We start from the raw sequence: 26,180 nt of genomic DNA, 5'->3' as shown, positions 1-26,180 counted from the left end.
TGCCGTTGCCTCTGAGCTCACCACGACGATTACCGCAGGGCCTTCGCTGCGCTCCGCATGAACAGTTTGGTTCCTTGCGATTTCCACCGCCCCTTGCGGGGCTCCGGCGATTTCATTGGGCTGCATACCCAGGACTTTGTCCTGGGCTAACGTCCTGACGTCCCTCCGGGACTGTGTCGTCGCATTGGCGGACATCTGGGTTCATTCCACATGTTGCTCGCGCCGCGCGAGTGAGGCGGAGGGGAAGTTTCAGGTTTGATTTTCGGTATTGAACCGCAGCTGTGCCGTTGCCTCTGAACTCACGACGACGATTACAGCAGGTCCTTCGCTGCGCTCCTCATGAACAGTTTGGGTCCTTGCGATTTCCACCGCCCCTTGCGGGGCTCCGGCAATTTCATTGGGCTGCATACCCAGGACTTTGTCCTGGGCTAACGTCCTGCCGTCCCTCCGGGACTGTGTCGTCGCATTGGCGGACAAGAGTTTGTCGGAAAGTGAGGTTCGTGGTTCCCAGGCTGTCGCCCGCAACTACCCCACCGACGACGACCTATCGGTGGGGGGCGCGGGCAGGCGACGGGATGGGGCACGGAGCGCCTGTGGTTAGTCGGGCAGGACCAGGTTAGTCGGGCAGGACCAGGTTAGTCGGGCAGGACGAGGGAGCCGTTGATTTTGAGTTTGGCGGTGGCGTTGGGGGCGTCGGTGCCGGGCTGGCCGCCGCCTACGAAGACGGTGTACTCGCCTTCGCTGATCATCGGGGTTCCGTCTTCTGAGACCATGCCGAGGTCACGGGGTTTCAGGTCGAAGTGGACCTTCTGGGACGCGCCGGGCTCAAGATGCACGCGCTTGAAGCCGCGCAGGGCACGGAGGGGGGCGCCGGGGACGGCGGGGAAGGTGAGGTAGAGCTGCGCGACTTCATCGCCGGCGAGCTTACCGGTGTTGGTGATGGTGACGTCCGCGGGGAGCGGGTCGCCGGCCTTGAGGTCGCCGGGAAGGCTGAGCTCCTTGTAAGCGAAGGTGGTGTAGCTGAGCCCGTGTCCGAAGCCGTAAAGCGGCTTGCCCTTGAAGTAACGGTAAGTGCGGTTGGCCATGGTGTAGTCTTCGAAGTTCGGCAACTGATCCACGCCGGTGTAGAAGGTGACAGGCAGGCGGCCGGCGGGATTGTTTTTGCCGCTGAGGGTGGACGCGATGGCGGCGCCGCCCTCTTCGCCGGAGTACCAGGCTTCAAGGATGGCGTTGGCGTGGTCTTTCTCCCAGTTCACGGCAAGGGCTGAGCCATTCATGAGCACGACCACCAGGGGCTTGCCGGCCTTGGCAACGCTCTGGACCAGTTCTTCTTCCGGCTGGGGCAGGTCAATGGAGGTGCGGTCGCCGCCGAGGAAGCCGGGCTCGCTGACGGGCATTTCTTCGCCTTCGAGTTCGCTGGTGATGCCGACCACGGCGATGACCACGTCGGCTTTGCGGGCGGCTTCAACAGCGGCGGTGGAGGGCGTGTTGTCGACCTTGGCCCAGACGAGGCGCGCGGAGATTTTTTCTCCTTTGCGCTGGCCGTAGGAGACCTTGATCTCGGCCTTCTCACCTTTCACCAGGTGAGCACGGCCCATGTGGAGGCCGCCGCCGAAGCCTTGGGCGACGCGCTTGTCATTGACGATGACGCCGGCGAATCCGTCCGCGTCGATGCCGATGAGGTAGTCGGCTGTTTCAGTGGCGGTGATAAAGCCGGACCACTCAACCGAGAGATCCTTGTCTTTGACTTCAGCGGGAATTGAGGCTTGAGTGAGGTCAACCTTTGACTCGACGCGGTTGGTGATCGGCTTTGGAGTTCCACCAAAGGCCATGCCTTCCGCATATTCGGCTTTGAGCCCGGGCTTGCCGTCGGGGGTAGTGAGCAGGCTGTTGGGAATGGGCGCGCCGTCAGGATGCAGGAACTGGGTGCCGGGGACGTAGGTGATTTTGGCGTTGGGGAATTCGGCCTTGAGGCCGTCCAGGACGCTGACGGAGTGGGTGGGGATTCCGTTGTAGTTGCCGAGCAGGACCTTGGTCTGATCGGCGAGGGGGCCGACGACGGCGATGTTCTTCACTTCAGGCTTGAGGGGGAGGGTGCCGTCGTTTTTGAGCAGCACCATGGCTTCTTCGGCAACTTTGCGGGCGAGGTTGCGGTGCTCGGCGCTGTCAAGGAGCTTTTCATCGATTTTGGTGTAGGGCACGCTCTCCGGTGGGTCAAACATGCCGAGCTTCATGCGCGCGGTGAAGAGGCGGACGAGCGCCTGATCGACGGCGGCTTCAGGCAGATAGCCCTGCTGCACGGCGTCGAGGTAGGGCTTGTAGTCGTGATTGTCATTGACCTTGGCGAAGAAGTCGGCGCATTCGTTGTCCATACCGCGGAAGAGCGAGATGCCGGAGGCCTGCGCCTGGGTGGGCCGGTAGTGGTGGCCGGCGAAGATGTCGATGACGGCGCCGCAGTCGGAGACGACGTAGCCCTGGAAGCCCCACTTGTTGCGGAGCTGATCGACGAGCTGGAACTCGCTGGCGCAGCCGGGCTGGCCGTTGATGGAGTTATAGGAGCACATGATGGAGCCGGCCTTGCCTTCGGTGATGGCGGCGCGGAAGGCGGGCAGGTAGGTATCCATCTGGTCGTGCTTGCTGACGTCGACGTCGGCGAAGTGGCGGGTGGGCTCCGGGCCGGAGTGCACGGCGAAGTGCTTGGGGGTGGCGATGACGCGGTAGTATTTGGGGTCGTCGCCCTGCATGCCGGTGACGAAGGCCACGCCCATGCGGCCGGTGAGGAAGGGATCTTCGCCGTAGGTCTCCTGTCCGCGGCCCCAGCGGGGATCGCGGAAGATGTTGATGTTGGGCGCCCAGAAGTCGAGGCCTTCAAAGATGTTGCTGAATCCGCCGTTTTTGCGGACAGCCTGCACGTGCTTGATGCGGCCTTCGGTGCTGATGACCTCAGCCATTTTGTGGATGGCGTCGGTATCGAAGGTGGAGGCGAGGCCGACGGGCTCAGGGAACTCGGTGGTGCCGTTGACCGCCACGCCGTGCAGGGACTCGCTCCACCAGTCATAAGCCGGGACTTTGAGGCGGGGGATGGCGCGGGCCTGATTGACGAGCTGAGTGGCCTTCTCTTCAAGGGTCATGCGCTTCACGAGGTCGGCGGCGCGCTGCTGAGGCGAGAGGCTGGTATCAAGATAGGCGGGCTTGTCGGCGTCCTGGGCGGCGAGGGTGGAAAAGCCGCCGGTCAGCAGGGCCGCTGCAACGGCAAGGCATGCAAACGTTCTCATGAATTCTCCCGGGAGCGGGCCGTATAGGAAGCACGTTGGCGACGGCGAAATAGCCGCCCGCTCTCCGGGAGTCAAGCTAAAGCGCGCAGGGGGGTCTGTCAAGCGGAGAAACGGCCGGCATCTCCCGTAAAAATCGGTTTATCTCGTAATGTGCGTGCGGCGCGAACCTAGGGCCGCCAGCGCGGAGGATAAGGCGGTTGCCCGTAGTAGACATAGGGCCTCGGCGCCGTAATGGCCCAGACGAGGGCGATGATCCAGCCGATGCAGGTCCAGCCGAGGAACAGGTTGAGCAGGGCGATGGCGGTGCGCTCCGGCAGGTAGCGGCCGCTGGCGATGAGGGTGGGGAGGAAGTAAAGACCGATGAGGATGAGCAGGTGGAACATGCGGTGCAGCCTCCGCTGCGGCCGGAAGCCGTTTGGCGTGGCTCCCGTCAGTACAAGATACGGTGTAACCTTGCGGGCAGTTCCACGTAAGAGGGGGTAGAACGCGAAGGGCGCGGAGCGGATGATGACGGCGGCCGAGATCGTCAGCGAGACAGGCGAGGCGCAGTGGCTGGCCGGGTTGCGCGCCGGAGACGAGGCTGCCTTCGAGGCGCTGTTTGGCGCGTACCAGCGGGACGTGTTCGGGTGGATTTTGCGGATTGTGCGCGATCGCGGGGTCGCAGAGGATCTGACCATCGAGACGTTCTTCCGCATTTATCGGGCGCATGCGCGATTCGATCCGGGCCGTGGGTTTGGACCATGGGCGCGGCGCATTGCAACGCATGCGGCGCTGGACTGGATGCGCAGGCCGCGCCCGGAGCACGGCATGCCGGAGGAGTTCTTTGCGGCGGTGCCGGGGCGGGCGCAGGCGGACCCGCTGGTGACGGAAGAGATCCGGAGTGGAGTTGCGGCGGCGTTGGCGCAGCTGCCGCCGAAGTTGCGGGTGGTGGCGGTGCTGGCGGTGATCGAGGAACGGCCGCAGAAGGAAATTGCGGAGGCGCTGGGGGTGACGGTGGCGGCGGTGAAGCTGCGGCTCTTTCGCGCCATGCGCCGGCTGAGAAGTGACCTGGAACAGAAGGGGATTACGACATGAAGGGAACAGGGAACAGGCAACTGGGAACAGACGCGAGGGACCAGGGACCAGGGGCCAGGGAAGAGCTGGCGAATTTGCTGCGCAAGGCGGCGCCGCCGGTGGGGAGCGATGCCGGTCCGGGCCCGGATTTGTGGCCGGCGATGCAGCGGCGGCTCAGCCAGCAGGAAGGCGTTCGTGTGGGGCTGCGGGCGGTTCCGTGGTTTGACTGGGCGCTGGCCGGCGGAATGGCGGTGGCGGGGGTTGCGTTTCCGGCTGCCATCCCGGTGCTGCTGTATTACCTGTGAGGCTGCGGGACCTGAGAGTCCGCGGAAAGGAGTGCGATGAATACCCATCGTTATTTGCGAGCGTTCCTGGCGGGAGTGTTTGTCCCTACGCTGGTTCTGCCGCTCATGCTTGTGGTCTTTATTGTGGTGCGGCTGGCCTTTCAGGTTCCTTATCCCATTGAGCGGGGGTTGGTGTTTCCAATGGCGCTGGTTCCGGTGCTGTGGGGGGTGTGGAACATGCTCTGGGCCTGGTCCCGCTCGATGACAAATCTGTCTCTGGGCGCGCACGGGGCCATTTTGGTGGGGCTGATCATACCCGCGGGAACGCTGATTGGCAGGTGGTTGGGGATCATCCAACTGGGTGAGACCAGCGCCACCAAGTTTGGGCATTTTCAGATTCCGTACGCGCTCGTGGGGATCTTGTTCTGCGTGGCGGTGGCTGCTTACTACCTGATCTGGAAATATGTTGTGGGCTTTGTGAACCGGACGCTGGGGGTGGCGTAAAGGAAACGCGGAAGGCCGGAGTGCGCACAGTTCAGGGTCGGGGCTGGAAGAAATCCTGGAGCCCGGCGCGGTGGGCATGGGCGGCCATGGTGTCTTGTATTTCGAGGGCGAGGGCGAGGGCGGCGCGCCCCTGACGGGCGGTGACGCGGGGTTCGCGGCGGGTGCGGACCGACTCGAGGAAAGATTCCAGTTCGAGGTGAAGCGGTTCGCCTGGGGTGATGTCCGGGTTGACGAAGGAGAGGCCGGGGGCGGGTCCTGAAGCAGTGCCAGGCGGAGGTCCGGCCAGGCTCTGCGCTAATTCAGCGAGCTTCGCCTTATCGCCACGGGCGGTGAGGATCTGCCCGAGGAGAGCCGGCGGGATCTGGCCCGACGCCATCAGCTTCTGGATCACGGCGGCATCGAGCTTGCCGGTGGAGAGGAACTCCGCGGCCGCGGCGGCGAGTGCGGGCGCGACGGGCTCGCCGGCCGGCTGATCGTCGATGCGAATGACCAGCAGATCGCGTCGCGCGTAGTCGATGGACACATACTGGCGGGGCTCGAAGAAGCGCAGCTTGCGAACGCGCTCAGTGGAGACGCGCGAGGCTGTGAAGTTGGCGACGCAGCCGGATTCGAACTCGACGCGGACATTGGCGATGTCGACCTTGGGCGAGAGGATCGGCAGTCCAACGGCGCGCACCTCCCGTACCGGCGAGTTGGCGAAGGTGAGGACGATGTCGAGGTCGTGAATCATCAGATCGAGCACAACGTCTACATCGAGCGAGCGCGGCGTGAACACGCTGAGGCGATGGGCTTCAAAGAACATGGGACGCTTGAGCCGCGGCTGCACGGCGAGGACGGCGGGGTTGAAACGCTCGAGGTGGCCCACCTGCAAGACGCGCTGGGCTGTTTCGGCGCGTGCGATCAGGTCATCGGCTTCAGCCAGGGTGGCGCAGATGGGCTTTTCAACCAGCACGTCGATGTTGGCCTCAAGGAGAGCCGACGCGACCGAATGATGATGAATGGTGGGTACGGCAACGGTGGCTGCGTCGAGCCGCAGACCGGCCTGGAGTAACTCCTCGATTGATGCGAAGACGGGGATGCAGTACTGGGCTTCGGCTTCGGCGGCGCGGCCGGGGTCGGGGTCAACGGCGGCGGCAAGTTGGACGCCCGCCCCGGCCTGCTCCAACTCGCGATAGACACGAAGATGGTTGCGCCCGAAGGCTCCGGTTCCCGCAACCGCGACGCGCAATGGAGCGCGATCGGCTATTTGTCCGCCCCTTTGCCTTCGACTGCTTTCAGGCAGCGGCTATAGAGCGCGAGGAGTTCGGTGACATGCTCGTCGGGCTTGGGCGCGGCGCTGGCGGTAAAGCCGGTGGAGGGCGCGGTGGCACGGCCTACGTTGGCGACTCCAGCAACAAACTTCAAAAGGTCGAGGGCGATGTCTTCATTGCGGCGGGCGCCGAGGCCCGCATTTCCCATGGAATCCATACGGTAAGCTCTCCGAAGTCCGATGCTAGCAGAATTGGCGCGTGCCCATTTCAACAGGCAAGAGCGCGAGTGCGAGGGGACAGGCTAGGCTGTACGGTATGCAGATCGCCTACATCGGCATGGGTGGGAACCTGCCCAGCGCGGCGGGGTCGCCGGAAGCCACGCTGGCAGCGGCGGTGGAGCGACTGGGCTCGCTGGGGCGGGTTGTGGGCGGCTCGTCACTCTACTCCACGGAGCCGGTTGGCTATGAGGATCAGCCGCGCTTCGTCAACGCGGTGATTGCGATCGAGACCAGTCTGAGCGCGCGGCAGGTTCTTGAGACGCTGCTGTGCATTGAACGCGCGTTCGGCCGCGAGCGGTCCTTGAGCCTGCCAAATGGGCCGCGGACTCTCGATCTGGATCTGCTGCTGCTGGGCGATGAGGTGATTCATGAAAACGGGCTGGACCTTCCCCATCCGCGGCTGGCGGAGCGCGCGTTCGTGCTGGTTCCGCTGCATGAAATTGCTCCCGACCTGGTAGTCGTCACCTATGGCAAAAGCGTGAAAGAATTGCTTGACGCTCTGCGGGACGAGCGGACCGACGGGGGCAATGCGGTATTTCCTCTCCAATCTGATATGTGGCGTGCTGGCGTTGGGGGCGATGGCGGCGTGCGCCCAGACGAGCGCCCAAACCAACAGCCAGACCAGCCTGACGCTGACCGTAATCGCCGGTGACGGCATGGCCATCGCGGGTGCGCAGGTGCGGAACGCTTGGGGCGGGGTTGTGGGCCAGACAGATGCGAGCGGGCGGATTGTCGTGGCGTGCGCTGCTCCTTGTCAGTTTCATGTTGAGGCTCCGTCCTTCGCGGCACAGGATGTGACGCTCAACGCGAATTCGACGGTGCACCTGGAGCCGGCCGCTGCGGTGGAGCAGGTGACCGTCACTGCCTATCGCATGCCGCTCGGGGATCTTGAGAGCCCCGCGATCACGCGGCAGTTGTCGACGGAACAACTTGAGTCCGCCGGCGCGATCACGATGGACAACAAGTTGCGCCAGCTGCCGGGCGTGGAGCTGTTTCGCCGTTCGAGTTCGCTGGTAGCGAATCCGTCGTCGCAGGGCATCAGCCTGCGCGGACTGGGATCCACGTCAGCCAGCCGCACGCTGGTTACTGAAGATGATGTGCCACTGAACGATCCGGTGGGCGGATGGATCCATTGGGAAGAGCAGCCGGAGCTCGCGCCTGAAAGCGTGGAGCTGGTGCGTGGGGGCGCGAGCGATCTGTACGGCTCGAGCGCGATTGGCGGGGTGGTCAATTTTCGCGTCGCCGAGCCCTCGGCCAACGCGGTCCAATTGCGGTCGAGTTACGGGAGCTATGCCACATACGCGCACAGCCTTTTGGCAGAAGGCCATCAAGGCGCGTGGGGAGGGCTTGCAGCGGGCACCCTGGTGGGCACCGATGGCTATATTCAGGAGGCTCCGTGGCAGCGCGGGCTGGTGGACGTGAACTCCAATGTACATGCGCGCACGGGGCTGGGCTTGATTGATCATGCGCGCGGGCCGTTGCGTTTGTTTGCGCGCGGCAGCGGGTTTGAGGAAGAACGCGACAACGGCACTCCCTACCAGGTGAACAGCACGCGCTTGTGGCGCTATGCGGTGGGTAGTGACTGGAGCGGCCCGCGCATAAGGAGGAACCAGGGCACGCTGGCGGTGCGCGCCTATGGATCGGATGAGCGTTACTACCAGACGTTCTCGTCGATCTCAAATGCGCCGACCGCGGATGAGCCCACGTGCTCTTCTCGTTGCGGCGAAACGCCGACCAAGATTTCAACCATTCCGGACAACGAGCTGGGTGCCACGGCGCACTGGAATCAGCCGCTGGGCTCGGGCATGCTGCTGCTGGCCGGCGGTGATGTGCACGATGTGCGGGTTTGGGATGAAGAGCAGACCCTGGCTACGGGGTCGACCATAAAGACCGATGTGCATCAGCGCGATCCTGCTTTGTTCGGCGAATTCATGGCGGTGCGCCACGGCTGGACGGTCGCAGCATCAGGCCGGGTGGACTGGTTCGACAACTACGATGTGCTGCAGTTGCGGCAGACGGGAAGCGGCTGGGTACCCACGGCCACGCAGCCGCCGAGTTTCAGCGAGACGGTCTTCGATCCGCGCCTGGGCGTGGTGCGGAGGCTAGGCGCGCACTGGTCGCTTTCGGCTTCGGGGTTTCGCGCGTTCCGTGCGCCCACGCCGAGCGAACTTTATCGCTCCACGCAGGTGGGCAACTCGCTCACCAAGGCCAATCCTTCGCTGCGGAGCGAGCGGGCAACCGGCTGGGAGGTTGGCGTTGCATCGCAGCGCAAGTGGGGCGCGGTGCGGGGCAGCTGGTTTGACACGCAGATCAATCGGCCTATTTCTGCGGTGACGGTCGATCCGAATTCTTCGCCGATTTTGCTGCTGCGAGAGAATCTGGGCCAGATCGAGAGCCGAGGTGTTTCGCTCGATTTTGAAGTGGCGCCGCGGCGCTGGCTGGCGGTGGATGGCGGTTATCAGTATGCCCATGCGGTGGTCACCAAGGGACCGCAGGACGTGGGCAACTGGATTCCCAATGTGCCGCACAATATGGCCACGCTCAATGTGCGCGCCTTTCAGCCGCGGCTGGGCACACTGAGCCTGCAGAGCCGCATGGTGGGGCGCCAGTATGACAACGACGCGAATACGTTCATGCTGCACGAATTCTTCCGCGTGGATGCCTACGGCTCACACAGCTTCAGGAGACGCATTGACGTTTTCGCGGCGGCCGAGAATATGTTCGACCGTACGATTGAAGTGTCCAAGACACCTACGACGACGCTGGGGCAGCCGCAGAGCGTGCGCGCGGGCGTGATGATCCGGCTGGGGCGCGAGCTTAAATAGGGGCATCGGCAAAGGCCGCCTGACTGTAAAGAAAGACCAACAGCCCGCCCCGATAAAATCATCGAGTGGGACTTACCTTCGAGCTTATCCGCACCACCGACGCCGGCGGCCGCCGCGCGCAGCTTCATCTTCCTCATCAAACCGTTCAGACGCCGGTCTTCATGCCGGTCGGCACCGCAGGCACAGTGAAGGCCGTGCCGCAGGACACGCTTGAGCAACTGGGCGCGCAGATCATTCTCGGCAACACCTACCATCTCTATCTGCGTCCGGGCCACGAGCCTATCCGCCGCATGGGCGGACTGCACGAATTCATCAGTTGGCCGCGCGCCATGCTGACGGACTCCGGCGGCTTCCAGGTCTTCTCGTTAAGCGAACTGCGCAAGGTAACTGATGAAGGCGTGCGTTTTCGATCGCACCTGGACGGAAGTTCGCACTTTTTCACTCCGGAACATTCTATGGACGTGCAGATCGCTTTGGGCGCGGATATCGCCATGGCGTTTGACGAGTGCACGGAATACCCAGCCGAGCGCGGGCGCGCGGAGGAGAGCCTGCGCCTCACCATGGCGTGGGCGCGGCGATCGCTGGAGCACTTCAGAGCGCATCAGCATGAGGTTCCGTGGGCCGCCGATATTCCCGACCGTACGCAGAGGCTGTTCGGCATTGTGCAGGGCGGGATGTATCGCGATCTGCGCAAGCAGAGCGCCGAGCAGCTCATGGAGATGGATTTCGACGGGTACGCGATCGGCGGCCTGAGCGTGGGCGAGCCCCGCGAGCTTACGCTGGAGATGATCTCTGAAGTGCTGCCGATGCTGCCCAGGGACAAGCCGCGCTACGTGATGGGTGTCGGCTATCCGGACGAGATTGAGCAGTACGCGCGCATGGGCGTGGACATGATGGACTGCGTGCTGCCCACGCGTGCGGCGCGCCACGGGCTGCTGTTTACCAGCGAAGGCCGGCTGACCATCAAGAACAGGAAGTTTGCCGAAGACCAGGGGCCGCCCGATCCCAACTGCGACTGCATGGTGTGCCGGCGCTACACGCGCGCTTATCTGCGCCACCTGATGCAGGCCCGAGAAGCGCTCTCCGCGACGCTCAACACGATTCACAACCTGGCTTACTATCTCAAGATCATGCAGCGGGTGCGGGGATCGCTCGAGAATCCAGAGCCGATCTGAGTTCAGACGCAGAATGCCCCGGAATGCGGTGATCCCGGGGCATTTGTTTTTGCTGCAAATTACTGGCCGCCCCACAAACGCGCGGCTGCCATTTCGTAGCCACGGCGGAAGCCTTCGCGATACTCGTGCCGGAACTCGCCGGTGACGGGCGGGTTGCGATACTCGTCACGATTGCCGGGGTCGGGGCTGCGGTGATTGCCATAGTCCTTCTGCGCGCCCTGGATGCCGTCGTGGAATCCGCGACGCTGCATTTCTGTGAAGCGACCGGGCGCCTCCATTTGATCAGGATTGCCGTTGTACTGCCAGGCCTGATCGCCGGAGAGCTGCGACATGGCCACCGTGTATCCGCGCATGAATCCCTGGCGGTATTCATCCACCAGCTGCGGTGCCACGTAAGGCTCGCGATATTCCTCGTGATCATCGGGATCGCGCCGGCGGTTGAATTGATGGTCCTTGCGGGCTTCTTCGACGCCTTCGCGATACCCCTGGCGCTCCGCATCGCTGCGCAGGCCGCGCATGCCCCAATCCCAGTTTTGCTGCGGGGGTGCATAGCTCGCCTGCGGTGGGGGATAGCCCTGCGGCGCCTGCGCGCCCCACAGGTGGGATGCACCCATGGCATAGCCGCGGCGGAAGGCCTGGCGATAGGCTTCACGCATATCCGGCGGAATGTCGCGCGGCATGTCGTCGGGATCGCGATACTCCTCGCGGTTGTTCACATTGGCGCGGCGGCCATTGCCGTAATCCTTCTGCGCGCCTTGCACGCCGTCATGAAATCCACGGCGCTGCACCTCGTTGAACTCCCGCGGGGGAACGTCCCAGCCGTATTGCTGCCAGTATCCGTCTGCTGCCGGGGGCGCGGCGGCCGCCGGTGCAGGTTTCAATGCTGCAACTCCGACGAAGAGGGCAATTGCGGGTATTACAAACCAGGTACGAGTCACGGTTTGCATCTCCTTTTCTCAAGCGAACGCGAAAATGTGAAGGAAGTTGCGGTGCCTCTGGAGAAGTGCTGTGGAAAGGGGCCGGAATCTGTGCCGATATCTGTTCAGGATTCTACTCAGGCCAGGAGCATGCGCAATTTTAACTCTACTGCTTGGATGACGCCGAGCCAGTCGCCGTGGGTTTGCTGTCGAATCAATTCGGCGGTTGGGTACCAGGGCGTGGTATTTGTCCGCTGCAGCCACCGCCAGTCAGAGAGGTGCGGCAGCAGGATCCACACAGATTTTCCCATCGCGCCGGCGAGATGCGCAATGCACGTATCGGTCGTGATAACCAGGTCCAGGGCGGCCACGAGTGCAGCCGTCTGCGCGAGGTCGGCGTCGTGGCTGGAGCCATCGGTCAGCCGGATGCCTGGGGGCAACTCTGCAAGCCGCGCGGCCGCGGGCCCTTTCTGCAGCGCGATCCAGCGCACTTCAGGGAACGCGCGCAGCAGCGGCAGCAAGGTACGGAGGTGCACTGACCGGTTACGGTCCGCTTTGTAATCGGGATTGCCGGCCCACGCGATGCCCACCCGGAAGCGTCGCGGTTCAGCGAGCAGGTCTTCTATGGCCGCAATCGGTGGGGGATCCTCTTGCGGATCCTGTTGCGGATTGGGCCACAGGTAACTCCCTGCCCACGGCACGGTTTGGATGGTGGTGCCAAAGACGGCGGGCAAAGTCATTAGCGGACATTCCAGATCGAATGTTTCTACCGTCTGCCCAAGCTGGGCGACGGTGGCCTGGCCGGCATGCACCACGGCCAGCGAGCGCACGAGCTTCTCTACAGGCGCCTGCACCTGCAGAATCGGGAAGCTACCACGGGCTGCGACCAGGGCTGCATAGCGGCAAAACTGAATGGTGTCTCCCAGGCCCTGCTCGGCGTGCAGCAGGATGCGTTGGCCGCGCAGCGGCTCGCCCCGCCAGCGCGGCTGATCGAAGCGGCGCGGCTGTTGATGCACCTCGCGAAAGCTCCAGCGCGCATCGTAGTTGCGCCAGCCCTCCCGCCACTCGCCCAGGCGAAGCTCAGTGAGAGCGAGGTTGTAGCGCGCACCGGGGTTATGTGGATCGCGGGTCACCGCGACGCGATGCGCTTCGAGTGCCGCTTGATCGCAACCGAGTTCGATGAGGGAGTTTCCGCGATTGGAAGCGGCGGCTATGCTGCCCATCTCCTCGGCTCGTTCAAAGGCCGCGACGGCCTCGGGGAAGCGGCCCTCGTTGTGCAGCAGAATGCCCTTGAGGTTGGCGGCTTCATCGCTGGTTGCACTGCGAGCGTCAACCCATTGCAACCACCTGTGCGCGCCGGCGGTATCGCCTCGCTGGGCGCAGAACTGGGCCCACGCCACATGCGTCTCCACCTGTTCCGGATCGAGCGCGAATGCCTGCCGCAGGTGCGCCTCGGCTTGCTCATCGCGTCCGCATTCGCGTTCCAGCAGCGACAGGTTGATCCAACCCGCGAAGTCATCCGGGCGCAGGTCGATGGCATGCTGCAATGCTGAACGCGCAAAGAAATCCTGGCCTTGTTCGCGCAGCAGGCAGCCCAGGTTCATCCACGCGGCGGCAAAGTCGGGCCGCAGGGCAATGGCGCGCCGATAGCGGCGCTCGGCGTCGGCGGCCCGACCCATCCGCGCCAGCGTGAAACCGATTGCGAACTCGCCTTCCGGGTGCCGGGGATTCAGCAGCAGCACCTGCGCGTAGGCTTCGAGCGCCTCGATATGCCTTTTGAGAAACACGAGCGCGTGGCCCATTCCCAAGTGCGCGGGGACCAGTGAGGGATCGCGCCGGATCGCGAGTTCAAATTCGACTAAAGCCTCCTGGGGGCGGTCGGTGGCCAGCTTGATCTCGCCGAGGCCCAGCCGCGCCAGGGGGTCCATTCCGTCCAGGCGAATTGCGGTATCGCAGGCTTTCTCCGCTTCGCCAGGACGCTTGTCTGCACGCAGGGCCTGGCCGAGCGCGACCCATGCAGATCCCATGGCGGGAGCCACGCCGACCGCTGCGCGCGCCATCAGCACTGCGGGCCCGGGCTGTCCGCTGGCCAGCGCGATCAAACTCATGGCCGCCAGCGCCTGGGGGTTACGCGGGTCGCGTTCAAGGGCACGCTGATAGCGGCGCGCTTCCTCCTGCAGACGTTTCCGGAGCGGCCCAGGATCCATTTGCATAGGCGCGGAGGCGCGGACCTGTTGTGCTGACAATGCTTTACTTCTGTCTGCAAGCGCTGACGCCATAGGCAAGGCACCCATCCGCACGTTAACCAATGCGTCTGGGGGCGTTCAATGCTGAAGGTTCAGAAGATGGACGTTGCCGTGGCCAGCCCTCCCGCGTTGGGAAAGTGCTGCTTTGGGAATGCCCGCACATTTACACTGTCGGGTGGTTCAGGCGCGCCCGGTTGCCGCGGCTCAGTGGAGCCGTCGTCCTTCAGGATGTGTTTCGGTCTTTACAGATGTGTTGTTTTCTTACCCTCAACCCCCGCAGTCTTTGTCGCGGATCGGAGTAGAACTCATGAACAGCAGATTCATTACGGCAGCGGGCCTTGTCCTTGCTGCCGCATGCAGTGCCGTGGCTCTGGCGCAGACCTCAAGCGGGGGCGAGGGAAAGCCGGAGCGACTCGCCGGCCTCGACACCTCGTTCCTCGATAAGAGCGCAGACCCGTGCACCAACTTCTTCCAGTACGCGTGCGGAAATTTCAGCAAGCTGCACCCCATCCCCGCTGACCGCTCGGGTTTTGGCAGCATGAGCATGCTCTACGACGCGAACGAAACCATTCTGCATTCGATTCTGGAGAAGTCTGCAAGCGGAGGAGCCGGCCGGACCGCGAACGAGCAGAAGATTGGCGACTATTTTGCGTCGTGCGTGGATTTGGCTGCTATCAATCGCGACGGGATCAAGGGCCTGCAGCCGGAGTTGGACCGCATCGCCGCCCTCAAGAGCAAGGGCGATCTTGCGCCGCTGCTCGCCCACTTCCAACTCACCAATGTGAACGCGTTCATCGGGTTTGGCGAGCAGCAGGATTTTGGCGATGCAACCAAACAGATTGCTGCGATGGACCAGGCAGGGCTGGGCTTGCCGGAGAAGGATTATTACCTACGCACGGGGGAGGCCGACCAGAAGCTCCGCGACCAGTATGTCGCGCACATCGCCAGCATGTTCAAGCTGCTCGGAGAGCCTGATGCCAAGGCTGCGGACGATGCAAAGAAAGTGATGGAACTGGAAACATCGCTGGCCAAGAACTCGCTGGATGTCACATCGCAACGCGATCCCAACAACATTTACCACATGACGTCGGTCGATGATTTTCAGAAGATGGTGCCTGCTCTTGACTGGAAGGTCTTTTTCCAGGACACAGGCACGCCGCCCATCGAGAAGCTCAATGTGACTTACCCGCCGTTCTTCAAGGCGCTGAATTCGCTGATTGAGTCCACTGACCTGGACACGATCAAGACGTATCTGCGCTGGCAGCTTATCAACGCGACGCCCAGCACCGCGCTGCCTGAGAAGTTCGACGAGGAGCACTTCAATTTCTATGGCAAGACGCTCAGCGGGCAACAACAACAGCAGCCGCGCTGGAAGAGGTGCGTGCAGGCCACGGATGGGGCGCTTGGCGAGGCGCTTGGGGAGGTGTATGTCAAGCAGGCTTTCCCGCCGTCGAGCAAACAGGCAACGCAGCAGATGGTGCGGGATATCGAGAACGCGATGGATAAGGATCTCGACACGCTCGACTGGATGAGCGCCGCCACCAAGGTCAAGGCCAGAGAGAAGCTGCACGCGATCGCCAACAAGATCGGGTATCCAGATAAGTGGCGGGACTACTCGAGTCTCAAGGTCGAGCGGGGAGACGCGCTGGGCAACGCTATCCGCGCGATGGAGTTTGAGAATCACCGTCTGTTGAACAAGATCGGCAAGCCGGTCGACCGAGGCGAGTTCGGCATGAGCCCGCCGACGGTGAATGCCTACTACAGCCCGACGATGAACGACATCAATTTCCCGGCGGGCATTCTGCAGCCGCCGTTGTGGGATTCCGGTGCGACGGACGCGGAAAACTACGGGCACCTTGGCGCGGTAGTTGGCCATGAACTCACCCACGGCTTTGACGATGAAGGCCGCCAGTTCGACGCTGCCGGCAATCTCAAGGACTGGTGGACGGCAGAGGACGCCAAGAAATTTGAAGCCAAGGCTGACTGCGAAGTGAAGGAGTACAACGCGTTTACCGTTCCCGGCGATCTGCACGTCAACGGCAAACTCACGCTGGGCGAGAACACCGCAGACAACGGCGGACTGCGCCTTGCTTACCTGGCTCTGCTGGAAGACGCCAAACGCAAGAATATGGGCATGGACGCGAAGAAGGATGGCTACACGCCGGAGCAGCAGTTCTTCGTCGCTTACGCGCAGAACTGGTGCGGGGAGCTGCGCCCGCAGCGCGTGCAGATGCAGGTGCAGACCGATCCGCACTCCCCGCAGGAGTTCCGCGTGAACGGCGTGGTCCGTAACATGCCGGAATTCGGGCAGGCCTTCAACTGCAAGCCCGGTCAGCCTATGCAGCCGGAAAACATGTGCCGGGTGTGGTGATAAAGCAGGTAGGGAACAGGGAGTAGGGAGTAGGAAAGGCCCGGCTCCGCCGAACAGCAAAGAGCCAGCCATTCGCGAAGGAATGGCTGGCCTTCATCTTCTACTCCCTATTCCCTTCTCCCTATTCCCTGGCTTTCAGCTGCTTGACGAAGAAGTCCGCCATCATGTGGTTGGCTTCGATTGCTTCGGGCATTTTGAAGTCGTACCAGAAGGCGTGCGGCAGCGCGTCGAACACCACCAGTTCGGCATCGACGCCTGCATGCAGAAATGCGCGATGCAGATTGACCGTGCCGCTGAGGAGGAGGTCGCGACCGCTGGTAACGAACAGCGTCGGAGGCAGGCCGTGCAGGTCTGCGTACATGGGCGAGAGCACCGGATCCTTTACATCTGTTTCGCCGGTGTATTCAGGATCGTGTGCGCCGGGGGCGGGGGGATCGAGATGACCTGAGAGGCCGCGCAGGGCGTATATGGAGATGGAGTCGCCCATGCGCCCGAAGTCACCCATGCCGCTGAAGATTCCGAGCGCCGCCGGCAGGGGCAGCCCGAGTTGCTTGATCTTCACAGCCACTTCGCCGGTAAGAATGGCGCCCGCCGAGGTTCCGTAGATCACGATGTGCGAAGGCTTGTAAGTCTTCAGCAGCTCTTTGTAGACGGCGATCGAATCATCAACCGCGGCGGGAAAGGGATACTCGGGCGCGAGGCGGTAGAGGACCGCGACCACCTTCATCTTTGCGTAGCCGGCAATGGGGATCGACTCGGTGTACGAGCCTGAATCCGAGTTGAAACCTCCGCCATGCAGGTTCAGGAGCACCTTGTCCTTGTTCGCGTCGGGCATGCCCTCGGGCACCACAACGTGCACGGGTACGCCCGCCATGCTCTGGTCATTCAGGGTGTTGGGGCAGATCTTCGACCATGCGACCTTGGCGCCGGCGGTGTACGCGTCGGTATGCTTGCGGCGCTCGGCCAGCGACTCCGGCGGCCCCTGGTCGGGTTCGCGCCGGCTCAACGAAGCCTTGGCCTCCGCGCTCAGGTCTTCAGGTATCGGCACCACCCGCGTCACGTGGGCCGTACCCTTCTCGTCGATGTAACTGGTATCGCGGGTTGGCGCTTCGGCGGCCGTAGTTGGCTTGGGCGGCGCAGCTTTTTCCTGCGCAAATCCGGCAGTGGCAAGAGCAAGCAAGAGTGCGGCGAAGATTTTCATCGGCATAACCTCTGCGGTGCGGTTGGAGCGCGGTGCAAGTATGATCATGGATTTCCGGGCGCCGGGTCCACAATAACAGAGACGTTGCCCTGATCTCGCCGTCTACATGCGAATGCAAGATCGCCGGCGGGTGTTCTCCGTCGCGATTGCGTGCATCGGCTGAGCATGCTTTGTCATCTAGGAAGAGGCCGCACTTATGGCGGCAAGCTGCGCAGCCGCGCAGTGGAGGATTCCGACTGATGCATCCGCTTTTCTCGCCGCTTGAACTGCGTTCCGTCACGTTTCCCAACCGCATCGGGGTCTCGCCCATGTGCCAGTACTCCTCAGTTGACGGTTTCGCCACGGACTGGCATCTGGTCCACCTGGGAAGCCGGGCGGTGGGCGGGGCGGGCCTTGTGATTCTCGAAGCATCCGCTGTGGTGGCGGAGGGCCGTATCACGCCCGCCGACCTGGGCATCTGGAAGGACGAGCATATTCACAAGCTCGAATGCATTGCGGCCTTTCTGCATTCCCAGGGGGCGCGCGCGGGCATCCAGTTGGCGCATGCGGGGCGCAAGGCCAGCATGTCTGCGCCTTGGCACGGCGAGAGGCTGGTTCCCCCTGCGGAGGGCGGCTGGACGCCGGTGGCTCCCAGCGCTCTTCCTTTTAGCGATAAGTATGCACTGCCCCAGGAACTCGATCAGGCCGGCATTGATGCCGTGATTGCGGCCTTTCGCGAGGCCGCCAATCGCGCTCTGCGGGCCGGCTTCGACGTGGTGGAGATTCACGCCGCGCACGGGTATCTGCTGCACGAATTTCTTTCGCCGCTCTCCAATCACCGCACCGACCAGTACGGCGGAAGCTTCGAGAATCGTGCGCGCCTGCTGGTCCAGGCGGCCGATGCCGTGCGCGAGGCGTGGCCGCAGGAGCTGCCGCTGTTCGTGCGCATCTCCGCCAGCGACTGGGTGGAGGGCGGCTGGACGATTGACGACTCGGTTGAACTGGCACGCATGCTCAAGGATCGTGGCGTGGACCTTATCGACTGCTCCTCCGGAGGCAATGTGCCGACGGCGAAGATTCCGGTGGCGCCCGGGTACCAGGTTCCCTTTGCCGCGCGGATCAAGCGCGAGGCCGGTATTGCCACGGCCGCGGTGGGCATGATCACGGAGCCGGTGCAGGCCAACGGCATTCTCGAGAGCGGGGACGCGGACCTGGTGCTGCTCGCCCGCGAGATGCTGCGGGACCCTTACTTTGCGGTGCACGCCGCCGCTGCGATGACGGAGACGACGAGCTGGCCCGAGCAGTATCTGAGGGCCGCGCCGCATGGTGCGCCGGCGCGGATGGGGATTGATGGACGGGTGGAAGGGATAGGGAAATAGCGCAGGGAAAGAGGGACAAAGGGACAGAGGGTGAAAGCGGCCGCTCGCCCTGATGTTGCGGCTCTTTCTGTTCCCTTCTTCCCTCTTTCCGTTTTTCCCTGGTGTTTTTTGCTTCACATTTGGTGCAACAAGTGGCCTATACTGCGGTAGGGCGGTCCGGCTCGCGCCCCGGAGGATCCTTGTCCCAGGCTTCCAGAAAACACGCGTCCGAGACCCCGGTCATTCCTGACCGGTTGTATTTCAAAATCGGCGATGTGGCGCGGATCTGCGGAATCGAAACGTACGTGCTTCGATTCTGGGAGACGCAATTTCCGCAGCTCAAGCCGAACAAGAGCGGCACCGGCCAGCGTTTGTACCGGCGCCGCGACGTGGAACTCGCGCTCGACATTCAGCGGCTGGTTCACAAAGAGGGGTATACCATTCCCGGCGCGCGGCACGCGCTTGAAAGCGGCGTCAAGCGGGCAGCGGCTCCCGCGCAGGCGCAGCCCGAAGGCGCTGCTGCGGAACCCGCGCCCATGATGCTGCAGCGCTCGGACGCCATGAAAGCTGCCCTTGCCCAAACTCGCTCCGAGCTGCGCGAGATTTCGCAGCTTCTGGCCGATCAACAGCCTACAGCGAAGCGCGAGCGCGCCAGGATCATCAAGGTCCGCCCCGGATCTGACAGCCTGTTTCCGTTGTAGGCTCCCAGCGAGCTCGCCGCGGGGTTAAATCACCGCCCGGACCAGCCGCCGCACGCCTTCCGTGGCGACGCCATAGACCACGTGCGCTGAATACGGCGTGGCCAGCGAACTCACCGACGCATCCGAGGAGCCGGACAATCCCAGGGTGGGTACGGCCCACAGATCCGCTCCCGCGAAGAGCGCGCTGGCAAACGCGGTTCCGAATCCGGCTCGCACCAAAGAGGAATACTCCGCGCCGGCGCCGTAGAGCGCACCCATCAGGGCGCCGAACGCGTAGTGCACGATGGGGCCGCCCTTCTGCCTGCCTTCCATGGAGAGGTGGCGTCCGCCGGTTACGGTGCTGGCAATCGCGTCAGCGGCCTTCATGGTTGCGTCCACCTTGGGCTCATCGCTTGACGACTGAGACGACGATCGCTGTTCGGGATGTCCTGACCCCTCCAACTTTTGCGCGACCTGCTGGATCTTCGGGCCCGCGCCTTCCATAAACGTGTTCATCACCCACGATGCCACCAACCCGCCGATGGCACCCGCGATCAGTCCTGCTCCCAAACCCTTGCTGTCATCCGGCATATCCGCTCCTCCGGCCACACTGGGCCCTGCGGAGGAGATGCGGAGGGTTCCAATTCCGGTTGTCGCCGGATTCGCGCCGGGCGACCAAGCGGCTAAAGCTGAACCAGCTTGACCTGCTCCTGTCGAGCGCTCACGCCGGTCCGCAGATCGCGCGCCAGAAGCCTGTGAAACAGGTGTTCGCCCGCCTCGCGGCGCATGGAGAGCCTTCCAGCGCCATACGCCCGAGAGCCCAACCCGCGCTGAACCGACTCGCAGATGGCTACATCCTCATCCTGAATGCGATCGCTCACGGCGACGCTCTCGGCGTTGAGTTTTCGCGCCGCATCGCTCACATCGGCGAAATAGAAATCGAACTGCACCAGGCACCGGTCGGGCGCAAGGGGCAGGACCAGGTTTGTATCCATGACGCCCTGGTAGATGTTGATCATGAAGTTGGGGTAGAGCCAGTAGTAAGATGCGCGATCTCCGGTGCGCGTCGCCGACACGTCGGCGTGCTCACCGCTTGCCACCAAGGGGCTCGACTGGAGACAGTAATGCTGGCTGTTCTCAATGGTGTACTCCTTGTAATCCAGCACGCTGTTCAGGCCCTTGTGCAGATGGGGTACGTGATATCCACCGTCAAGGTAGTTATCGACGTACACCTTCCAGTTACACGCAAGGGTATAATTGCGCCGCTCGAAGAAGTGGATTCTACTTATCCCCAACGGGGCCACACGAGCAGGAAGATCGCCCAGGAAGCTCTCCAGAGGCGGCGCGTCTTCCTGGAGCGCAACAAAGACAAACTGCTCCCACACAGCCACACGGACGGGGATGAGCCCATTCTGCGCGCGATCAAAGTTGCACACGCCGGCAAATTCCGGCGCTCCCTTCAGGGTTCCATCCAGCCCGTAGGTCCAGCCATGATAGGGACAACGGAGTTGCTCTGCGCTGCCGCAGGGCGCCGTCATGACCGCTGCGGCATGATGGCGGCACACGTTGTAGAACGCGCGCAGCTGCCTGTCGCCGCCGCGCACCACCACGAGGGGCTCGCCCGCAATCTCCGCCGTTAAGAACTGCCCCCGCTCGGCCACCTGGTCGGCGCGACCCACCGGGATCCAGTTGCGCGCAAATACGCGCTCCCGCTCCAACTCTGCGAAACGTGCATCCACATACCACGGGGCGGGAATCGTCGAGGCCTCGTGCAGCGGAGCAGTGGAATCGTAGAGGTCGAGCAGTTCGGCCATTGGCTCAGTCATGGGATCCCTTCGCAGTGCCGGCACTCCGTGCCGCGCGCCGTCATGAACAGATTCAATCATGATCTGCATGACATCGGCATGGAGAACTTCCGCGCGCAACGTGAGATAAGGATCAGTGTTCCCTGGCCTTCCCCGGAACAACTCTCGTTGAGGGCTCAGAGGGACGCCACGGCACTCCGACCCGCTGACGGCCCGCTCTCCTGCGCGATACTATGTCTCATGACCCGGGTTCTGAAGACCCTTATTGAAACGGTTCTGTTGGCCTCCATCACAGCGGCAGTTTCCCCTGAAACACCAGCGCCGCCGACCGCGCCGCCGGTGGACCAGATTGTCGATCATATGCGGCAGCATGAAGTCAACCAGGCACGACAACTGAAGCACTACGACGCAATACGCCACTACCAGGTGCGGTACAAGGGGTTTAAGGTGAATATCGCTGCGACCATGGAGGTGGAGGTCAACTACGACGATGGTTCCGGCAAGAGCTTCAGAACGGTATCGAAGAGCGGATCGGGACTCCTTTGTGACAAGGTGCTCAAGCGGGCGGTGGAGAGCGAACAAGAGGCCTCCAGGGACAAGCAGTCGACTGCTTTAGACTCGACAAATTATCGCTTTCAATTTACCGGGACGGAGTTGCTGGATGGTAGGCCGGCCTACGTGCTTCACGTAGATCCTCTGCGGGACGGCAAGTTTCTTTACCGCGGAGATATCTGGGTGGATGCGAAGGAATTTGCAGTACTCAAGATCAAGGCCGAACCGGCAAAAAATCCTTCTTTCTGGATCACCAGCACGGATATCCAGAGCACGAATTCAGAGACCCACGGCGTATGGCTGCCGCAGAGCAATCGGAGTGAATCCAAGATCCGCATTGGGGGGACCGCTCTGCTTACAATCGATTACGGCACCTATCATGTCGCATTCAAGGACAAGCCCCAGGCGCAAGCGAAGGGGCTTTTGTCCGGCCAGGCACTAGCTACGGAAGCAGCTTTCGCGCAGCAAAGATGACCGCGCGGCCAAGCGCTCTTTTTGTCTTGCTACGCGAGTCTTCAGCAGGGCTGTGCCTTGCGCCTAAGCGGCTCATCCTTTGCATCTCGATGGCTTTGTCATATAGCCGAATGAGTTGAAGGGTTGCACATTTCCAGCTTCGGCGGCTTACCTGAGCGCGAGCCGTGGCGCCCATCAGCTGGCGAGCGGTGGTGGAAGCGAGCAGCGTAGCGATGCGTTTCGTGGCCTCGCTGCTGGTACTCACGAGGTAGCCGGTGACCCCCTCCTCAATCATTTCGGGGATGCCGCCGGCGCGCGCAGCGACCACCGGCAAACCTGAAGCCATTGCCTCCAACACGACCAGGCCCAGAGTCTCAGTGCGCGAAGGCATGACAAAGATGTCGCTTGAGGCATAGGCAGCGGCCAGTTCCTCTTTGTAGAGGAAACCTGCAAAGAAGACCGGGAGGCCGGCGAAATGCCTCTCAAGCTTGCTGCGCTGCGGTCCGTCGCCTACGAAAGCGAGCCGTACCCCCGGAGACCCTTCGAGCCAATCGCGCAAGCTCTCCAGGTTTTTTTCGGAGGATAGCCGACCGACAAACAGAACAAGCGGGCTATCAGGATTGCCCTGCGTGAGGCGGGCGCGCATCTGTTCCGAAGCGCGACTGGGGCTGAACAGGTCAGAGTCCACAGCTCCGGGCCACAATGCGACCGGGGCAATGCCATGCTCCTTCAGTTGGCTTACCATCAGTTCTGAAGTGCACAAGTTGAGCGTGGCGCGGTTGTGGCGAATGCGAAGAATTTTGACCACGCAGGGTTGCAGGAAGCCAAGGCCGTAGTAGTGGGGATATTTCAGTAAGTCAGTATGGTACGCAACGATGAGCGGAAGACGTAGGGGGCCGCCATCTTTGCCGCCACCGTAGTAAAGGCCCGCGATCCCGAGCAGGGCCGGATCGGCAACGTGCAGAAGGTCGGGCTTGAATTCCGTCAGGATTCTGCGAATGGAAGCGCGCGGGAGCGCCAGACGAAGTTCGGGATAGAGCGGAAACGGCAGGCTTCTCATTCCGACTACGCGACACTGCTCGAATTCGGCTATGCCACCGTCGGGCGCAAAGACAAGTACTTCGTGCCCCAGTTGGCGGAGCTGATGGATGGTCTGGCAGAGCGTCGTGACGATGCCATCCGTCTTAGGTAGAAATGTCTCGGTGAAGATGGCAATTCTCATTCGTCCTTGATCGTCAGATGAAATGGAGTAGCACTACGCGTGAAGGAGCCGCTCCCGTTCTCCGCACCTCCTGGACGAGCGTTCCCCCGATCTTGCAGGAATTGGTGCGGATTCTCTTGTAGACTCTCAGGTCGAGGCTTTCTTTGCTTTGTTCTGCAAAGATGAATGAAAGTTCATTCTGGGCCAGGAGCTTTTTGGCCGCTAAAAGTAGCTGGGATGACAAGAGTGCCGATATTTCTGTTACATTCTCTGTGCGCATTGCTTGCTGCGGACATCCTCTTCGATCTCTGGGGGGCACTCTGAAGAGGCCTGACCGTCAAAGCTACGGAGTCGCATGTGCGTTCGCTTCTCATTCTGCTCTGATCTTTCCGAATCGCGCGTGGGAACGGTCTTAACCGGCAGGTAACGTTAGCTGCGAATTGAACCGGCGGATTGCATCTGAATGCGCGAGCGCAGGCGAGGGAAAGGGATTGGGGTGAAGGGCGAATCGGTTCAGTATCTATGGCGCAACACAAGGGCGCACCATGGCTTTCAATCGGGAGCGTCGCTCCACAGTCACACCAATCAATCTCGAGAGACCTTGAAGTTCCTCTCGGTTGTTGGGGCTCGCTACTGTCTCATGCGCCGTTTGATGAAGAGGCTGGAGAGTCGCTCCGAGGCGAACCACGGAATGCGGGTGAATTATTGCCTGAGCTACTGGACACCGCCGCTGGCGCCCAAGTTTGCTCTGGATCTGGAGACCGCCCAGATCGAGAAACTCGGCCTGGCTGCGATGGTTTCGCTGTCTGATCACGACAACATCAATGCCCCGCTCCTGTTGCACTCTTTGCCCGGGGAGAAGCATAGCCCCATTTCGGTAGAGTGGACGGTTCCCTGTGGCGAACAGACTTTTCACCTTGGGGTGCACAATCTGCCCGCCGCCACAGCCTCGGAGTGGATGCAAATTCTGGCGGCGTATACGTCGAATCCAGACTCGCGGAAACTGCGGGAAATTCTCGCGGCGCTTCATGCCGTGCCGTCGGTTCTCATCGTGTTCAATCATCCGATCTGGGATCTTTACGGAGTGGGACAGGAAAAACATCTGCAGATGGTAAACGAGTTCCTGTGCGAGAACAGAGCATGGATTCATGCCATCGAACTGAATGGACTACGGAACTGGATGGAGAACCGCGAGGCATTGCGGTTGGGCGACCGGTGGAACATCGCGCTGATCTCGGGCGGCGACCGCCACGGAGCCGAGCCGAACGCGAACATTAACCTGACGAACGCGACGTGTTTCGATGAGTTCGTGGGGGAAATCCGCCTGGACAAAAGAAGCGTGGTGCTCTTTCTTCCTCAGTATGCTCAGCCCTGGAAGCATCGCATTCTGCGGTCCGCTATCGACGCTGTGCGCCACTATCCCCAGTTTCCGCTGGGTTCGCAGAACTGGGACGAGCGCGTATATCATCCGGACGCGAACGGAGTTCTTCGACCCCTGAGCACTCTCTGGCCGAATGGCAATCCGCCGTCGGCCATGCGCTGGGGAATTGCGGGGCTTCAGATGCTGGGTAGAGGTGTCTTCTCAGACGGCCTGCGGCTTGCGTGGAGCGAACCGGACGAGCGCCGGCTCGCGCTTGAAGAAGCTGATGTTTAGTTGCACATCGGGCGGCTGAACGGGCTTCGCGGCTGCTGAGCCCTCTGGGACCGACGCACTCAGCGAGGGTTGTGCGCCGCATGCTACTTACCGGTTCCGGTGCGATGCTGGTAGCGCGCCAACTGGCGCTCCAGCAACAGATCCGGTGCGGTTACAGCATGCCGGCTCATAGCTGACAAAGAGATTCGCATTGCCAACGTTAAGTTGCCAGTCGCGATTGAAAAGGAGCCTGGGGGCGGAGTGTGCTCAGTTCTCTTCAGTTGAATGCAGTAGCTAACCTTCCAGGTACATGATAGTTACTCTCGCACCAGGCACCATCTTGGCCGCCGTGACCACAGACCCTTTCAAGAACCTTCACGCCGACAGTGGCCTGTCGCAGTGAATTCGTTACTACGGATGCGGCGTTTTGGATCTGAGTACTTCCACTGAATGGGTTTGGCATTTGCCGAATAGCCGTGATGTAACGTTTGATCTTTCGTGCCAGATCGGTGAACACGCCGCGCGCGATGATGTCACGCTCGATTTTTCCGAACCAAAGCTCGACCTGGTTAAGCCACGAAGAGTATGTCGGCGTGAAGTGGAATTGGGCGCGAGGATTCTTCTGAAGGAATTCGTCAACCAGACGGCGCGCCCGCATCCTGGCTGTGAGCACGGAGGCTTCTGACCTGGATGAGCCGTGTCCAAGCCGTCCACGCCGGCGGCTAAAAAGCGCTGTTTCCAGCGGCTGATGGTTGGAGCGGTGGTTCTCAGCCGCAGCTTGATGGAAGCGTACGACGCGCCCTCAGCCAACATCAGGATCAGCCTGGCGCGGAACACATACCCGGCAGGCAGGGATCGAGACTGAGCGATATGACCGGGTTCGCTCTTTTGCTGTTCGGAGAGCACCATGGAGTCGCTGTTCACATCAGTTTAGATGCGAATGCAACTAATAACCTTTACTCAGCGACCGTCCACTAGTTTATTGCGGCGGTGATGTCAGTGAGGGTGGGCCAGCCGTTCTGCCAGTCGAGGGTTTTGAGCCAGACATGCGGTGTGCCGTTTTCAGCCAGGTTCTGGGCGTGGAAGATAAGGACGCTCTCGCCGCTCTGGGTGTCGAGGTAGGCCGTTCCACCCCCGGGG

22 protein-coding genes and 1 pseudogene are annotated in these 26,180 nt (G+C 62.2%); 11 read left to right on the top strand and 12 right to left on the bottom strand.

Features of this window, described 5'->3' with window-relative positions; translation table 11 throughout:
* Window positions 1-635: 635 nt before the first annotated feature.
* Both VGL22_RS07945 and VGL22_RS07940 read right to left on the bottom strand, forming a co-directional pair.
* The gene (locus tag VGL22_RS07945) at window positions 636-3,275 is read right to left on the bottom strand and encodes a glycoside hydrolase family 3 C-terminal domain-containing protein (protein ID WP_465266369.1); all 2,640 of its coding nucleotides are present in this window, start codon (window positions 3,273-3,275) and stop codon (window positions 636-638) included.
* Window positions 3,276-3,442: 167 nt separating this feature from the next.
* Complete coding sequence (locus VGL22_RS07940; RefSeq protein WP_465266368.1) at window positions 3,443-3,658, bottom strand: superinfection immunity protein; 216 nt, start codon at window positions 3,656-3,658, stop codon at window positions 3,443-3,445.
* 121 nt (window positions 3,659-3,779) lie between these two features.
* On the opposite strand from VGL22_RS07940, the gene VGL22_RS07935 reads away from it, so the two are divergent.
* The 3 genes from VGL22_RS07935 to VGL22_RS07925 are packed head-to-tail and all read left to right on the top strand — an operon-like array spanning window position 3,780 to window position 5,116.
* Window positions 3,780-4,349: an RNA polymerase sigma factor gene (locus tag VGL22_RS07935; RefSeq protein WP_465266367.1), complete on the top strand. Its 570-nt coding sequence runs from the start codon at window positions 3,780-3,782 to the stop codon at window positions 4,347-4,349.
* The gene (locus tag VGL22_RS07930; protein WP_465266366.1) at window positions 4,346-4,633 is read left to right on the top strand and encodes a hypothetical protein; all 288 of its coding nucleotides are present in this window, start codon (window positions 4,346-4,348) and stop codon (window positions 4,631-4,633) included. The genes VGL22_RS07935 and VGL22_RS07930 overlap by 4 nt, the downstream gene beginning before the upstream one ends.
* A 36-nt stretch (window positions 4,634-4,669) precedes the next feature.
* Window positions 4,670-5,116: a hypothetical protein gene (locus VGL22_RS07925; protein ID WP_465266365.1), complete on the top strand. Its 447-nt coding sequence runs from the start codon at window positions 4,670-4,672 to the stop codon at window positions 5,114-5,116.
* A 31-nt stretch (window positions 5,117-5,147) separates the two neighbouring features.
* On the opposite strand, the gene VGL22_RS07920 is transcribed toward VGL22_RS07925, so the two are convergent.
* Together VGL22_RS07920 and VGL22_RS07915 are read right to left on the bottom strand one after the other, a co-directional pair.
* Window positions 5,148-6,344: a Gfo/Idh/MocA family protein gene (locus VGL22_RS07920; RefSeq protein WP_465266364.1), complete on the bottom strand. Its 1,197-nt coding sequence runs from the start codon at window positions 6,342-6,344 to the stop codon at window positions 5,148-5,150.
* Between the two features lie 14 nt (window positions 6,345-6,358).
* A complete protein-coding gene (locus VGL22_RS07915) occupies window positions 6,359-6,583 on the bottom strand; it encodes a hypothetical protein (RefSeq protein ID WP_465266363.1) in 225 nt (74 codons plus the stop codon).
* A 41-nt stretch (window positions 6,584-6,624) separates the two neighbouring features.
* Between VGL22_RS07915 and folK the strand changes: the two genes are divergently transcribed.
* The 3 genes from folK (at window position 6,625) to tgt (ending at window position 10,644) form a co-directional block, all read left to right on the top strand.
* Window positions 6,625-7,296 carry a 2-amino-4-hydroxy-6-hydroxymethyldihydropteridine diphosphokinase gene (gene folK / locus VGL22_RS07910; protein WP_465266362.1) on the top strand — a complete coding sequence of 224 codons (672 nt, stop codon included), beginning with the start codon at window positions 6,625-6,627 and terminating at the stop codon, window positions 7,294-7,296.
* On the top strand, window positions 7,223-9,469 hold the full coding sequence (locus VGL22_RS07905) for a TonB-dependent receptor (RefSeq protein ID WP_465266361.1): 2,247 nt from the start codon (window positions 7,223-7,225) through the stop codon (window positions 9,467-9,469). The genes folK and VGL22_RS07905 overlap by 74 nt, the downstream gene beginning before the upstream one ends.
* 65 nt (window positions 9,470-9,534) lie before the next feature.
* The gene (tgt, locus tag VGL22_RS07900) at window positions 9,535-10,644 is read left to right on the top strand and encodes a tRNA guanosine(34) transglycosylase Tgt (RefSeq protein ID WP_465266360.1); all 1,110 of its coding nucleotides are present in this window, start codon (window positions 9,535-9,537) and stop codon (window positions 10,642-10,644) included.
* A 59-nt stretch (window positions 10,645-10,703) separates the two neighbouring features.
* On the opposite strand, the gene VGL22_RS07895 is transcribed toward tgt, so the two are convergent.
* Together VGL22_RS07895 and VGL22_RS07890 are read right to left on the bottom strand one after the other, a co-directional pair.
* Entirely contained in the window at window positions 10,704-11,582 is an 879-nt protein-coding gene (locus VGL22_RS07895) for a hypothetical protein (RefSeq protein WP_465266359.1), read from the bottom strand.
* Window positions 11,583-11,698: 116 nt separating this feature from the next.
* Entirely contained in the window at window positions 11,699-13,663 is a 1,965-nt protein-coding gene (locus VGL22_RS07890; RefSeq protein WP_465266358.1) for a tetratricopeptide repeat protein, read from the bottom strand.
* Between the two features lie 451 nt (window positions 13,664-14,114).
* Between VGL22_RS07890 and VGL22_RS07885 the strand changes: the two genes are divergently transcribed.
* A complete protein-coding gene (locus tag VGL22_RS07885; protein WP_465266357.1) occupies window positions 14,115-16,178 on the top strand; it encodes a M13 family metallopeptidase in 2,064 nt (687 codons plus the stop codon).
* A gap of 121 nt (window positions 16,179-16,299) precedes the next feature.
* On the opposite strand, the gene VGL22_RS07880 is transcribed toward VGL22_RS07885, so the two are convergent.
* Window positions 16,300-17,427: an alpha/beta hydrolase fold domain-containing protein gene (locus VGL22_RS07880; protein WP_465266356.1), complete on the bottom strand. Its 1,128-nt coding sequence runs from the start codon at window positions 17,425-17,427 to the stop codon at window positions 16,300-16,302.
* A gap of 191 nt (window positions 17,428-17,618) precedes the next feature.
* On the opposite strand from VGL22_RS07880, the gene VGL22_RS07875 reads away from it, so the two are divergent.
* Window positions 17,619-18,737: an NADH:flavin oxidoreductase/NADH oxidase gene (locus tag VGL22_RS07875; RefSeq protein WP_465266355.1), complete on the top strand. Its 1,119-nt coding sequence runs from the start codon at window positions 17,619-17,621 to the stop codon at window positions 18,735-18,737.
* Between the two features lie 179 nt (window positions 18,738-18,916).
* Entirely contained in the window at window positions 18,917-19,417 is a 501-nt protein-coding gene (locus VGL22_RS07870; RefSeq protein ID WP_465266354.1) for a MerR family transcriptional regulator, read from the top strand.
* A 24-nt stretch (window positions 19,418-19,441) separates the two neighbouring features.
* Here the strand turns inward: VGL22_RS07870 and VGL22_RS07865 are convergent, their stop codons facing one another.
* Window positions 19,442-19,987: a hypothetical protein gene (locus tag VGL22_RS07865; protein ID WP_465266353.1), complete on the bottom strand. Its 546-nt coding sequence runs from the start codon at window positions 19,985-19,987 to the stop codon at window positions 19,442-19,444.
* Between the two features lie 92 nt (window positions 19,988-20,079).
* Entirely contained in the window at window positions 20,080-21,222 is a 1,143-nt protein-coding gene (locus tag VGL22_RS07860; RefSeq protein WP_465266352.1) for an aromatic ring-hydroxylating oxygenase subunit alpha, read from the bottom strand.
* Between the two features lie 27 nt (window positions 21,223-21,249).
* On the opposite strand from VGL22_RS07860, the gene VGL22_RS07855 reads away from it, so the two are divergent.
* Window positions 21,250-22,227 (top strand): hypothetical protein, encoded by a 978-nt coding sequence (locus VGL22_RS07855; protein ID WP_465266351.1) that lies wholly within the window; start codon window positions 21,250-21,252, stop codon window positions 22,225-22,227.
* Here VGL22_RS07855 and VGL22_RS07850 read toward each other — a convergent pair.
* A complete protein-coding gene (locus tag VGL22_RS07850; RefSeq protein ID WP_465266350.1) occupies window positions 22,196-23,428 on the bottom strand; it encodes a glycosyltransferase family 4 protein in 1,233 nt (410 codons plus the stop codon). The genes VGL22_RS07855 and VGL22_RS07850 overlap by 32 nt on opposite strands.
* Before the next feature lie 670 nt (window positions 23,429-24,098).
* Here VGL22_RS07850 and VGL22_RS07845 point away from each other — a divergent pair.
* Window positions 24,099-25,061, top strand: coding sequence for a hypothetical protein (locus VGL22_RS07845; RefSeq protein WP_465266349.1), 963 nt, complete (start codon window positions 24,099-24,101; stop codon window positions 25,059-25,061).
* 256 nt (window positions 25,062-25,317) lie between these two features.
* Here VGL22_RS07845 and VGL22_RS07840 read toward each other — a convergent pair whose 3' ends face one another.
* Both VGL22_RS07840 and VGL22_RS07835 read right to left on the bottom strand, forming a co-directional pair.
* Window positions 25,318-25,713: a transposase gene (locus VGL22_RS07840; protein WP_465266348.1), complete on the bottom strand. Its 396-nt coding sequence runs from the start codon at window positions 25,711-25,713 to the stop codon at window positions 25,318-25,320.
* Window positions 25,714-25,742: 29 nt separating this feature from the next.
* Window positions 25,743-25,949, bottom strand: a pseudogene (locus VGL22_RS07835) (helix-turn-helix domain-containing protein); the annotation flags it as partial.
* Window positions 25,950-26,180 lie beyond the last annotated feature (231 nt).

The sequence above is a fragment of the Occallatibacter sp. genome, assembly GCF_036502485.1.
Lineage (GTDB): Bacteria > Acidobacteriota > Terriglobia > Terriglobales > Acidobacteriaceae > Telmatobacter.
The sequence above is the reverse complement of the archived record's forward strand: the minus strand, read 5'-3'. Positions and strand labels throughout refer to the sequence as shown.

Coding starts and splice junctions, on each gene's coding strand:
- VGL22_RS07945 (WP_465266369.1), bottom strand. CDS start 3,275: ATGAGAACGTTTGCATGCCTTGCCGTTGCAGCGGCCCTGCTGACCGGC.
- VGL22_RS07940 (WP_465266368.1), bottom strand. CDS start 3,658: ATGTTCCACCTGCTCATCCTCATCGGTCTTTACTTCCTCCCCACCCTC.
- VGL22_RS07935 (WP_465266367.1), top strand. CDS start 3,780: ATGATGACGGCGGCCGAGATCGTCAGCGAGACAGGCGAGGCGCAGTGG.
- VGL22_RS07930 (WP_465266366.1), top strand. CDS start 4,346: ATGAAGGGAACAGGGAACAGGCAACTGGGAACAGACGCGAGGGACCAG.
- VGL22_RS07925 (WP_465266365.1), top strand. CDS start 4,670: ATGAATACCCATCGTTATTTGCGAGCGTTCCTGGCGGGAGTGTTTGTC.
- VGL22_RS07915 (WP_465266363.1), bottom strand. CDS start 6,583: ATGGATTCCATGGGAAATGCGGGCCTCGGCGCCCGCCGCAATGAAGAC.
- VGL22_RS07905 (WP_465266361.1), top strand. CDS start 7,223: ATGGCGGCGTGCGCCCAGACGAGCGCCCAAACCAACAGCCAGACCAGC.
- VGL22_RS07885 (WP_465266357.1), top strand. CDS start 14,115: ATGAACAGCAGATTCATTACGGCAGCGGGCCTTGTCCTTGCTGCCGCA.
- VGL22_RS07880 (WP_465266356.1), bottom strand. CDS start 17,427: ATGATCATACTTGCACCGCGCTCCAACCGCACCGCAGAGGTTATGCCG.
- VGL22_RS07875 (WP_465266355.1), top strand. CDS start 17,619: ATGCATCCGCTTTTCTCGCCGCTTGAACTGCGTTCCGTCACGTTTCCC.
- VGL22_RS07865 (WP_465266353.1), bottom strand. CDS start 19,987: ATGCCGGATGACAGCAAGGGTTTGGGAGCAGGACTGATCGCGGGTGCC.
- VGL22_RS07860 (WP_465266352.1), bottom strand. CDS start 21,222: ATGACTGAGCCAATGGCCGAACTGCTCGACCTCTACGATTCCACTGCT.
- VGL22_RS07850 (WP_465266350.1), bottom strand. CDS start 23,428: ATGAGAATTGCCATCTTCACCGAGACATTTCTACCTAAGACGGATGGC.
- VGL22_RS07845 (WP_465266349.1), top strand. CDS start 24,099: ATGCGGGTGAATTATTGCCTGAGCTACTGGACACCGCCGCTGGCGCCC.